The sequence below is a fragment of the Citrobacter sp. Ct235 genome, from assembly GCF_030332305.1.
Taxonomy (GTDB): domain Bacteria; phylum Pseudomonadota; class Gammaproteobacteria; order Enterobacterales; family Enterobacteriaceae; genus Citrobacter_A; species Citrobacter_A telavivensis.
Window position 1 is genome coordinate 443,493 of record NZ_JAOWIC010000039.1, and the last position, 11,855, is coordinate 455,347.

The 11,855-nt window shown below is 51.0% G+C and carries 10 protein-coding genes and 1 rRNA gene; 9 read left to right on the plus strand and 2 right to left on the minus strand.

Annotated elements, in window-relative coordinates; translation table 11 throughout:
* Window positions 1-61: 61 nt before the first annotated feature.
* Window positions 62-946, plus strand: coding sequence for an adenine-specific DNA-methyltransferase (gene yhdJ / locus OGY35_RS06535; RefSeq protein WP_286631752.1), 885 nt, complete (start codon window positions 62-64; stop codon window positions 944-946).
* Window positions 947-1,028: 82 nt separating this feature from the next.
* The gene (locus OGY35_RS06540) at window positions 1,029-1,193 is read left to right on the plus strand and encodes a DUF2556 family protein (protein WP_042324928.1); all 165 of its coding nucleotides are present in this window, start codon (window positions 1,029-1,031) and stop codon (window positions 1,191-1,193) included.
* A 41-nt stretch (window positions 1,194-1,234) separates the two neighbouring features.
* On the opposite strand, the gene envR is transcribed toward OGY35_RS06540, so the two are convergent.
* On the minus strand, window positions 1,235-1,882 hold the full coding sequence (gene envR / locus OGY35_RS06545; RefSeq protein ID WP_286631753.1) for an acrEF/envCD operon transcriptional regulator: 648 nt from the start codon (window positions 1,880-1,882) through the stop codon (window positions 1,235-1,237).
* A 411-nt stretch (window positions 1,883-2,293) separates the two neighbouring features.
* On the opposite strand from envR, the gene OGY35_RS06550 reads away from it, so the two are divergent.
* The 7 genes from OGY35_RS06550 (at window position 2,294) to OGY35_RS06580 (ending at window position 11,629) form a co-directional block, all read left to right on the plus strand.
* Window positions 2,294-3,457, plus strand: a complete 1,164-nt coding sequence (locus tag OGY35_RS06550; RefSeq protein WP_286631754.1) for an efflux RND transporter periplasmic adaptor subunit — start codon at window positions 2,294-2,296, stop codon at window positions 3,455-3,457.
* 11 nt (window positions 3,458-3,468) lie between these two features.
* Window positions 3,469-6,582 carry an efflux RND transporter permease subunit gene (locus OGY35_RS06555; protein ID WP_286631755.1) on the plus strand — a complete coding sequence of 1,038 codons (3,114 nt, stop codon included), beginning with the start codon at window positions 3,469-3,471 and terminating at the stop codon, window positions 6,580-6,582.
* Window positions 6,583-6,826: 244 nt separating this feature from the next.
* Window positions 6,827-7,048, plus strand: coding sequence for a putative periplasmic lipoprotein (locus OGY35_RS06560; protein WP_000825639.1), 222 nt, complete (start codon window positions 6,827-6,829; stop codon window positions 7,046-7,048).
* Window positions 7,049-7,473: 425 nt separating this feature from the next.
* Window positions 7,474-8,499, plus strand: a complete 1,026-nt coding sequence (locus OGY35_RS06565; RefSeq protein ID WP_152406207.1) for an amino acid ABC transporter substrate-binding protein — start codon at window positions 7,474-7,476, stop codon at window positions 8,497-8,499.
* Window positions 8,500-8,568: 69 nt separating this feature from the next.
* Window positions 8,569-9,750 carry an amino acid ABC transporter permease gene (locus OGY35_RS06570; protein WP_286631757.1) on the plus strand — a complete coding sequence of 394 codons (1,182 nt, stop codon included), beginning with the start codon at window positions 8,569-8,571 and terminating at the stop codon, window positions 9,748-9,750.
* A 9-nt stretch (window positions 9,751-9,759) separates the two neighbouring features.
* Window positions 9,760-10,863: an amino acid ABC transporter permease gene (locus OGY35_RS06575; RefSeq protein ID WP_152406407.1), complete on the plus strand. Its 1,104-nt coding sequence runs from the start codon at window positions 9,760-9,762 to the stop codon at window positions 10,861-10,863.
* A 7-nt stretch (window positions 10,864-10,870) separates the two neighbouring features.
* Window positions 10,871-11,629 carry an amino acid ABC transporter ATP-binding protein gene (locus OGY35_RS06580; protein ID WP_152406209.1) on the plus strand — a complete coding sequence of 253 codons (759 nt, stop codon included), beginning with the start codon at window positions 10,871-10,873 and terminating at the stop codon, window positions 11,627-11,629.
* A 144-nt stretch (window positions 11,630-11,773) separates the two neighbouring features.
* On the opposite strand, the gene rrf is transcribed toward OGY35_RS06580, so the two are convergent.
* A 5S ribosomal RNA gene (gene rrf, locus OGY35_RS24555) occupies window positions 11,774-11,855 on the minus strand; the annotation flags it as partial.

The window sequence follows — 11,855 nt, forward strand, 5'->3', positions numbered from 1 at the left end:
AAAAAGGCGCTACTCGGCATGGGGAAGCGCCTTTTTTATACGCATCTTTTGTGGAGCAGGTATGAACTCACGATTTGAACCACAGTACTTTGGTGATGAATCCGCGTCGATCGTCCACGGAGATGCGCTGACAGAACTCAAAAAACTCCCCGCTGAAAGCGTCGATTTAATCTTTGCCGACCCGCCTTACAATATCGGAAAGGATTTTGACGGCATGGTGGAGTCCTGGGACGAAGGCGTCTTCCTGGGCTGGCTGTTTACGTGCATAGAAGAGTGCCATCGGGTACTGAAAAAACAGGGCACGATGTACATCATGAACAGTACCGAGAACATGCCGCATATCGATCTCAAATGCAGAACGCTGTTTACCATCAAAAGCCGGATCGTCTGGTCTTATGACAGTTCAGGCGTACAGGCGAAGAAATTCTTTGGCTCAATGTATGAACCCATCCTGATGATGGTCAAAGATGCCAGACAGTACACATTCAACAGTGACGCCATTCTGGTCGAGACCAAAACCGGCGCGAAAAGAGCGCTAATCGACTACCGTAAAAACCCGCCACAGCCATACAACACACAAAAAGTTCCGGGCAACGTGTGGGAATTCCCCCGCGTACGATATTTGATGGATGAATATGAAAACCATCCGACGCAAAAACCTATCGCCCTGTTAAAGCGGATCATTCTGGCCTCCTCAAATCCTGGCGATACGGTGCTGGATCCCTTCGCTGGCAGCTTTACGACAGGTGCCGTGGCCGTGGAATTGGGGCGTAAATTCATCGGCATTGACGTCAATAACGAGTATGTGAAGATGGGGCTCAGGCGGCTGAACATCAGCTCACACTACTCCCCGGAAGAGCTGACGAAAGTCAAAAAGAGAAAGACTAAAAACCTGTCGAAAAAGAGCCGAACGGCATCGGATGTGGTGAAGATCACAGCAAAGTAAAAGCATTGTAATCCTGCTTTTCTGAACGCGTTTTTCGTGTATATTTCCTGCACGCTTGGGCATGAATACACAGGATTTAGCAATGATTCGTAAGTATTGGTGGCTGGTTGTGTTTGCCGTCTCCGTTTTCCTTTTTGATGCCTTACTGATTCAGTGGATTGAGCTGATCACCACGGAAGTCGATAAATGCCGCAATATGGATTCTGTTAATCCGCTCAAACTGGTCAACTGCACCGATCTGCAATAGCGTTTGATTGATAAGCAGGAGAAATGATTAAATTTATTTTGTCACGTTTTTTCCGGCATTAATTGCATGACATTTTCGTCAGTAATTAACATCCTTAATACATTATCCACCAGCAACGGGGCCTGCTGATAAAGATCGTAGCGGGCGGGATTCATCAACCAGTTTTTCACAATACCGCTAAAACTACCGTGGATAATAATTAAGACGACGTCTAAATCCAGCGTTCTGGAAATCAATCCTTTCGCCATACTCGCCTGCAATGCGTCGCGTAGTCCCTTCTGGCTAAATCCAATTTTCTCTCGTATTTCTTGCTCTGATATCATGCCCTCATGAAATTCGCATTTATGATATAAAATTTGCAACAACGCCTGCTGCCGGGGAATCTCTGCGATATATTGCAATCCTGCGATTAGCTTCTCACGCAACTGCTGTAGCGGATTATCGCAAACATACAACGTTAACCGTTCCTGAATAAGATCGCGTAATGGCGGTTGCTGCTGCCAGAGTTCATTAAAAAGCTGCGTTTTATTGTCAAAATGCCAGTAGATAGCGCCCCGGGTGACCTGAGCCGCGTCCGCAATGTCGTTGAGCGTCGTGTTGCCAACGCCTCGCGTGGCAAACTGGATGATTGCAGTTTCAATCAAATGTTGCCGCGTTTTCAACGCTTCGGCTTTTGTTCTCTTAGCCATAGGTTATCGTATCAGAGGAAGAATAAAAAAAATGAATACGACGATTCAAAATCGTCGATAAAAATAACTGTATCATTTCATCCATTCAGAGATGGCATAAAAGCGAACCACTTCAGCACAAAACATTAAAATAAACACCACAAATGAAATCAATACAAATATTCACACCACGAATATATATTTCAAAACATATTAATATCCTAAAAAACATAACAAAACAAAACAAAACAGAATGAAAAGGTAAGCACCTCTCCTTTTTGCTTTTACGTGCCGTAACCCAGAGCATAAAATAAGTATTACTTACATCGCACGATAATAATTTGTAGGATAGCCAACTGTTATTTCTTCGTGCACGTTATCGCCTTACCGTTATCCGGTAAATAACGAGCTATTGGTTTTTAAGGAACAGTAATGACGAAACATGCCAGGTTTTCACTCCTGCCCTCATTTATCCTCATCTCTGCTGCGTTGCTTGCCGGTTGTGACGATCAGGGAGATAAGCAAGCTCAGGCAACTGAACCGCAGGTGACCGTTCATGTGGTCACCACCGCGCCATTAGCGGTAACGACCGAACTGCCCGGACGCACCTCTGCATTCCGCGTTGCAGAGGTGCGTCCACAGGTCAGTGGTATTGTCCTCAAAAGGAATTTCACCGAGGGCAGCGATGTTGAGGCCGGACAGTCGCTGTATCAAATTGATCCTGCCACCTTGCAGGCGAATTACGACAGCGCGAAAGGGGATCTGGCGAAAAGTGAAGCCGCTGCTGCTATCGCCCGTTTGACGGTAAAGCGCTATGCCCCGCTGGTTGGGACAAAATATATCAGTCAACAGGAATACGACCAGGCGATTGCGAATGCGCGTCAGGCCAATGCGGTAGTTATCGCCGCGCAAGCCGCCGTTGAAAGCGCACGCATTAATCTGGCTTACACCAAGGTCACCTCGCCGATCGGCGGCCGGATTGGCAAATCCAGCGTCACTGAAGGCGCACTGGTGACCGACGGTCAGGCAACGGCACTGGCTACCGTACAGCAACTCGATCCTATCTATGTCGATGTCACACAGTCCAGCAGCGACTTTATGCGCCTTAAGCAGTCCGTTGAACAGGGCAGCCTGCATAAGGACAGTGCCAGCAGCAGCGTCCAGTTGCTGATGGAAAATGGTAGTGCGTATCCCCTGAAAGGGACACTGCAGTTCTCTGATGTCACGGTGGATGAAAGCACGGGCTCCATCACCCTCCGCGCCGTATTCCCTAACCCGCAGCATACTCTGCTGCCGGGGATGTTTGTTCGCGCGCGAATCGACGAAGGCGTTCAACCAAACGCCATTCTGATCCCCCAGCAGGGCGTAACGCGAACACCTCGCGGTGATGCGACAGTGCTGGTCGTCAATAACCAAAGCCAGGTTGAACCACGCACCGTCATCGCTTCACAGGCCATCGGTGACAAATGGCTGATTAGCGAAGGCTTACAGCCCGGCGACCAGGTGATCGTCAGCGGAATACAAAAAGCCCATCCCGGCGTGAAAGTGAAAGCCACCACGGATGCCAATACCCCTGCGGCGAAAGCGGCGCAATAAGGTCACCGGATATGGCAAACTTTTTCATTAGACGTCCGATCTTTGCCTGGGTACTCGCCATCATTCTGATGCTGGCGGGAGCCCTGGCGATTATGCAACTGCCTGTTGCGCAATACCCGACTATCGCACCACCTGCGGTTGCGATTTCCGCAACCTATCCAGGGGCAGATGCGCAAACGGTGCAAGATACCGTGACGCAGGTTATCGAACAGAATATGAACGGTATCGATAACCTGATGTATATGTCGTCCACCAGCGACTCTGCAGGTAGCGTGACCATCACGTTAACCTTTCAGTCTGGTACCGACCCGGATATCGCTCAGGTTCAGGTGCAGAACAAACTGCAGTTGGCGACGCCGTTACTGCCTCAGGAAGTACAACAACAAGGGATTAGCGTAGAAAAATCGAGCAGCAGCTTCTTGTTAGTCGCAGGGTTCGTCTCTGACAATCCGCAAACGACTCAGGACGATATTTCCGACTACGTCGCCTCAAACGTGAAAGATACGATCAGCCGCCTGAGCGGTGTGGGTGATGTACAACTGTTTGGCGCACAGTACGCGATGCGTATCTGGCTTGATGCCAATCTGCTGAACAAATACCAGCTCACGCCGGTTGATGTCATCAATCAGTTGAAAGTGCAGAACGACCAGATCGCAGCCGGTCAGTTGGGCGGAACGCCAGCATTGCCGGGTCAACAGTTGAACGCCTCCATCATCGCGCAGACGCGTCTGAAAGATCCTGAGGAATTCGGCAAAGTCACATTACGGGTAAACAGTGACGGTTCCGCCGTGCGCCTTAACGATGTTGCGCGTATCGAACTTGGGGGAGAAAACTATAACGTTGTCGCCCGAATTAACGGTAAGCCAGCCGCTGGCCTGGGGGTCAAACTGGCGACCGGCGCCAACGCCCTGGATACCGCCAGCGCGATCAAAGCCAAACTCGTTGATCTGCAACCTTTCTTTCCACAAGGGATGAAAGTGGTCTATCCGTACGACACAACGCCATTTGTGAAGATCTCCATTCACGAAGTCGTGAAAACGCTATTCGAAGCGATCGTACTGGTTTTCCTTGTGATGTATCTGTTTTTGCAGAACATCCGTGCAACGCTCATTCCGACAATTGCGGTTCCCGTCGTGCTGCTGGGTACGTTTGCGGTCCTCTCGGCGTTTGGCTACTCGATCAACACCTTGACGATGTTCGGGATGGTACTGGCGATAGGCCTTCTGGTCGATGACGCCATTGTGGTGGTGGAAAACGTTGAACGCGTGATGATGGAGGACAAGTTGCCGCCCAAAGAGGCAACGGAGAAATCCATGTCCCAAATCCAGGGGGCGCTGGTTGGGATCGCGATGGTGCTGTCTGCCGTCTTCATCCCGATGGCCTTTTTTGGCGGCTCCACCGGGGCGATTTACCGCCAGTTTTCTATCACTATCGTATCCGCAATGGCGCTCTCCGTTCTGGTGGCATTGATCCTGACTCCGGCACTTTGCGCAACGCTGCTTAAGCCAGTGTCCGCCGAACACCACGAGCAGAAAGGGAAATTCTTCAGTTGGTTTAATGCCAAATTTGACCTCAGCGTTAACCACTACACCCACAGCGTCAGCGGTATTGTACGCAACACCGGGCGCTACCTGATTATCTACATCCTGATTGTCGTCGGGATGGCGATACTGTTTCTACGTCTCCCTACCTCCTTCCTGCCTGAAGAAGATCAGGGTGTGTTCATGACCATGATTCAGTTACCTGCCGGGGCAACCCAGGAACGAACCCAAAAAGTGTTAGATCAGGTTACGCATTACTACCTGAATAACGAAAAAGCGAACATTGAGAGCGTGTTTACGGTCAATGGTTTCAGCTTTAGCGGCCAGGCGCAGAACGCGGGTCTGGCTTTCATTAGCCTAAAACCCTGGGATGAACGTAGCGGCAAAGAAAACAGCGTCGAAGCGGTGATTGCGCGCGCGACCCACGCGTTCAGTCAGATAACGGATGGAATGGTCTTTCCCTTCAACATGCCGGCAATTATTGAACTGGGCACCGCGACCGGTTTCGACTTTGAGCTCATTGACCAGGGCGGGCTGGGTCACGCCGGGCTAACATCAGCACGTAATCAGCTATTGGGCATGGTGGCTAAGCACGCCGATCTGCTGGTCCGTGTTCGTCCTAACGGTCTGGAGGATACCCCGCAGTTCAAGCTGGATGTTGACCAGGAAAAAGCGCAGGCGCTTGGCGTTGCACTGTCAGACATTAACCAAACGATCTCAGCATCACTCGGTGGTTCCTACGTTAACGACTTTATTGACCGCGGACGCGTGAAGAAAGTCTATGTTCAGGCGGATGCGAAATTCCGTATGCTGCCAGAGGACATCAACAATCTGTACGTTCGCAGCGCCAACGGCGAGATGGTGCCCTTCTCAGCCTTTAGTACCGCCCGCTGGGTGTATGGTTCTCCGCGCCTGGAACGCTACAACGGCATGCCATCAATGGAACTGTTGGGTGAGGCTACACCAGGCCGAAGCACCGGTGAGGCGATGGCGTTGATGGAAAATCTCGCGTCAAAATTGCCAAATGGCATCGGCCATGACTGGACGGGAATGTCATATCAGGAACGTCTGTCTGGTAATCAGGCACCGGCACTGTATGCCATCTCGCTGATCGTCGTGTTCCTCTGCCTTGCCGCACTGTATGAAAGCTGGTCCATTCCGTTCTCGGTGATGCTGGTTGTCCCGCTCGGTGTAGTTGGCGCGCTTCTGGCCGCCTCCCTGCGAGGGCTGAATAACGACGTCTATTTCCAGGTCGGACTGTTAACCACGATTGGCCTTTCCGCGAAAAACGCCATTCTAATCGTGGAATTTGCCAAGGATCTGATGGAGAAAGAAGGTCGTGGCCTGATAGAGGCAACGCTTGAGGCGGCACGCATGCGCCTACGCCCTATTCTGATGACCTCACTCGCATTCATCCTCGGCGTAATGCCGCTGGTCATTAGTCGGGGAGCGGGGAGCGGTGCCCAGAATGCGGTCGGAACCGGTGTGATGGGAGGAATGCTGACAGCAACGCTGCTGGCCATCTTCTTTGTCCCGGCATTCTTTGTCGTAGTAAGAGGCCGTTTTAACAAATCCCAGAGCTAATGTGTAAATAAAGGCGTCGACGGACGCCTTTATCCTTTCAATATCTTTCTTTATTTATTAAACAGATAGTCATTTACTCTGCGTAATACGAAACTTGCGCCTCCATTATTTTTACAATCCACATGAATTGAGATTATTCCATATGCCAATCTTTTTTTAAGCGGTGGTAAAATTCGGTTCGTATTCGCAAAGCAGCATTCACTATTACTGCATTTAGCGGAACGCTTATTTTTGAGGTAACACCATGAAAAGATTAATTCCAGTGGCATTGCTCACGGCATTGCTGGCGGGCTGTGCACACGATTCCCCCTGCGTTCCGGTTTATGACGATCAGGGACGCCTCGTTCATACCAATACCTGTATGAAAGGGACGACTCAGGATAACTGGGAAACCGCTGGCGCGATTGCTGGCGGGGCCGCCGCTGTTGCGGGCCTGACGATGGGGATCATCGCGCTGTCAAAATAACATTCTCAGAGCGCGGAACATGCCGCGCTCTTAGTCTAAGATCACCTTTTTTCATACCATACAATGTGTTGAAAAATAGATATCCCATTACATTTTAATTATCAATAACGTCCCGACCTCTTCTTTTCTTCATTTATCTTTCAATACTCACCCTCTCGATATTCACGCCCGAAACTGTTATTTCACTTCGCGAGCATTGTTTTAAATATTTTGCTCCAAAATGTGGCTTACGTTTCAATTTCGCACCATTTCAGGGCGCTGAGTTTATTTTTTCCTGTCTACACTCTGCTTATTGCGTCGGATATTCGTGCGCAAAACCTGGCACTACCTTTGCTTAAAAGAGTATGGCCAATGCCACAGACAGGTTAAAGACGTTGCAGAACGTCTCTCTATAACAATAATTTCTTTGCCACACAGGATGCATTATGAAAAAGATGATGATTGCCACACTGGCTGCGGCCGGCGTGCTGCTTGCGATTGCCAATCAGGCACATGCGGGTACAACGCTGGATGCTGTAAAAAAGAAAGGGTTCGTGCAATGTGGTATCAGTGACGGTCTTCCCGGTTTTTCTTACGCTGATGCGAACGGGAAATTCTCCGGGATAGATGTGGATGTTTGCCGTGGCGTTGCTGCCGCCGTCCTGGGAGATGATACAAAAGTAAAATATACCCCACTCACCGCAAAAGAACGCTTCACCGCATTACAGTCTGGCGAAGTCGATCTTCTCTCCCGTAATACCACCTGGACCTCTTCGCGTGATTCCGGAATGGGCATGTCCTTTACTGGCGTCACCTATTACGATGGCATCGGCTTCCTGACCCACAACAAAGCGGGCCTGAAAAGCGCGAAAGAGTTAGATGGTGCCACCGTCTGTATTCAGGCGGGAACGGATACGGAACTGAACGTGGCGGATTATTTCAAAGCCAACAACATGAAATACACCCCGGTCACCTTTGACCGCTCAGATGAGTCGGCAAAAGCGCTGGAATCAGGACGTTGCGATACCCTCGCCTCTGACCAGTCCCAACTCTATGCCCTGCGCATCAAACTCAGCAATCCGGCAGAGTGGCTTGTGCTACCAGAAGTGATCTCGAAAGAGCCGCTGGGCCCGGTTGTTCGTCGTGGCGATGACGAGTGGTTCTCTATTGTGCGCTGGACGCTGTTTGCCATGCTGAATGCCGAAGAGATGGGCGTGACGTCGAAGAATGTCGATGAGAAAGCGGCGAACCCTGCGACACCAGACATGGCGCATCTGCTGGGCAAAGAAGGTGACTACGGCAAAGATCTGAAGCTCGACAATAAATGGGCTTACAACATCATCAAGCAGGTGGGTAACTATGCGGAGATCTTTGAGCGCAACGTCGGATCGGAAAGCCCACTGAAGATCAAACGTGGACAGAACAATCTCTGGAATAACGGCGGCATTCAATACGCACCGCCAGTGCGTTAATTCGTTGTGATGTAACGGGCGCCGCACAGGCGGCGCTCAGTTCAGAGTCATGGTTACCGAGGCTTTCTTATGTTCCATCGCCGCTCAAGTGTAAAAGGGTCACTCTCCTTTTCAAACCCTGCGGTCCGCGCCTGGCTGTTCCAGATCCTCGCCATTCTTGCGGTCGTTGCAGTTGCAATCTATCTCATTCATAACACGATAAATAATCTAAGCAGTCGCGGCATTACCTCGGGCTTTGCCTTTCTCGACCGTAGCGCTGGATTTGGCATTGTCCAGCACCTGATCGACTATCAACAGGGTGACACCTACGGACGCGTTTTTCTGGTGGGTTTGCTTAATACGCTACTGGTTTCCGCGCTGTGTATTGTCTTTGCGTCATTTATCGGCTTCTTTCTCGGGCTGGCGCGCCTGTCGGATAACTGGTTACTGCGTAAACTCTCAACGGTTTATATCGAGACCTTCCGTAACATCCCGCCGCTCCTGCAAATCTTTTTCTGGTACTTCGCGGTTCTGCGCAATTTACCCGGCCCCCGCCAGGCCGCCAGCGCGCTGGAGATGGTCTTTTTAAGCAATCGCGGACTCTATATCCCGTCGCCACAGTTAGGAGAAGGCGTGCTCGCTTTCGTGCTCTCGGCAGCAATTGCTATTGCGCTGTCCGTGGGTCTGTTCCGTTTCAATAAAATGCATCAGATGAAAACGGGACAGTTACGCAGAACCTGGCCCACGGCATTAAGCCTGATTGTGCTGCTGCCGCTCATCGCGCACTGGCTTTTTGGTGCGGCGCTGCACTGGGATATCCCACAACTGCGCGGCTTTAACTTCCGTGGCGGAATGGTGCTCATTCCTGAACTGGCGGCCCTGACGCTGGCGTTGTCGGTATACACCTCAGCATTTATTGCCGAAATCATTCGTGCCGGTATTCAGGCCGTTCCCTACGGTCAGCATGAAGCCGCCCGTTCTCTCGGGTTACCCAATACCGTGACACTTCGCCAGGTCATCATTCCTCAGGCGTTACGCGTCATTATTCCGCCACTGACCAGTCAGTACCTGAATATCGTGAAAAACTCATCGCTGGCTGCCGCCATTGGCTATCCCGATATGGTATCGCTGTTCGCCGGCACGGTGCTTAACCAGACGGGGCAGGCCATTGAAACGATCGCCATTACAATGTCGGTGTACCTGATAATTAGCCTGACCATCTCGCTGCTGATGAACATCTATAACCGGCGAATCGCCCTCATTGAGCGCTAAGGAACCATGATGACAAAAGCATTGCTGTCTCATCCCATGCGCCCGGCCAGTAACGGTCCTGGTCGCTCGATCTTATGGGTACGTAAAAATCTCTTTTCCAGTTGGTCAAACAGCCTGTTGACGCTGTTCTGTCTGTGGCTGATGTGGGAGTTAATTCCTCCCTTGCTGAACTGGGCGTTCCTGCAGGCCAACTGGGTGGGTTCCACTCGTGCAGACTGTACCAAAGCGGGTGCCTGCTGGGTGTTTATTCATGAACGTTTTGGACAGTTCATGTATGGGCTGTACCCACACGACCAGCGCTGGCGTATCAACCTGGCGTTGATCATCGGGTTGGGCTCCATTGTTCCGATGTTCTGGAAAGCGTTGCCGCGTCGCGGACGCTATATCGCCGGCTGGGCCGTCATCTACCCGATCGTTGTCTGGTTCTTGCTGTATGGAGGTTTCCTTGGGCTGGATCGTGTTGAAACGCGCCAATGGGGTGGGCTGACGCTGACCTTAATCATCGCATCAGTCGGGATCGCGGGGGCATTGCCCTTAGGGATTTTGCTGGCACTGGGACGTCGATCCCACATGCCCGTCGTGCGGATCTTATCCGTCATTTTTATCGAGTTCTGGCGTGGCGTACCGTTGATCACCGTACTGTTTATGTCTTCGGTAATGCTGCCGCTGTTTATGTCAGAAGGAACCAGCATTGATAAACTTATTCGGGCGCTGGTTGGCGTAATCCTCTTTCAGTCAGCCTACGTCGCAGAAGTGGTTCGTGGGGGACTGCAGGCATTACCAAAAGGGCAATACGAAGCAGCAGAGTCGCTGGCGTTAGGGTACTGGAAAACCCAGGGACTGGTCATTCTTCCCCAGGCCCTGAAGCTGGTCATCCCTGGGCTGGTCAACACGATTATTGCCCTGTTTAAGGATACCAGCCTGGTCATCATCATCGGCTTGTTCGATCTGTTCAGCAGCGTGCAGCAAGCGACGGTTGACCCGGCCTGGCTGGGTATGTCGACGGAAGGGTATGTCTTCGCTGCTCTGATCTACTGGATTTTTTGTTTCAGCATGTCGCGCTACAGCCAGCATCTGGAAAAGCGCTTTAACACCGGGCGTACACCGCACTGAGGATTCTATGAGCCAACTATTAATACAACCTGCCGACGCGATGATTACGCTGGAAAACGTCAACAAGTGGTACGGACAGTTTCACGTACTGAAGGATATCAACCTGCGCGTAAAACAAGGGGAACGCATTGTATTATGTGGCCCCTCGGGCTCGGGGAAATCAACCACCATCCGCTGTATTAACCATCTGGAAGAACATCAGCAGGGACGAATCATTGTCGATGGGATTGAACTGAATGAGGACATCCGCAATATTGAGCGCGTCCGACAGGAAGTCGGTATGGTATTTCAACACTTCAATCTCTTCCCCCATCTTACCGTTCTACAAAACTGTACGTTGGCGCCCATTTGGGTGCGTAAGATGCCGATAAAAGAAGCTGAAGCGCTGGGAATGCACTACCTGGAACGTGTGCGTATTGCAGAGCACGCGCATAAATTTCCAGGACAGATCTCCGGCGGACAGCAACAGCGCGTAGCCATTGCCCGCTCGCTATGTATGAAACCCAAAATTATGCTGTTTGATGAGCCCACATCAGCGCTGGATCCCGAGATGGTGAAAGAGGTGCTGGATACGATGATTGGCCTGGCGCAGTCAGGGATGACAATGCTTTGCGTAACACATGAGATGGGATTTGCCAGAACGGTGGCAGACAGGGTGATCTTTATGGATCGCGGGGAAATTGTTGAACAGGCACCGCCGGATGAGTTTTTTGCTCATCCTAAATCAGAACGTACTCGTGCATTTTTATCGCAGGTAATACATTAATCAGAATGCAAAAAGGCCACCCTGATGGGTGGCCTTCTGCTTTTCTGTACCCAATTCCGCCTGATGGCACTGCGTCTATCAGAACTACAACACAGGAAGAACAAAAGGCCCTGTCTTTCGACAGGGCCTTTTGTTTTATTTGATGTCTGGCAGTTCCCTACTCTCACATGGGGAGACCCCACACTACCATCGGCGCTACGGCGTTTCACTTCTGAGTTCGGCATGG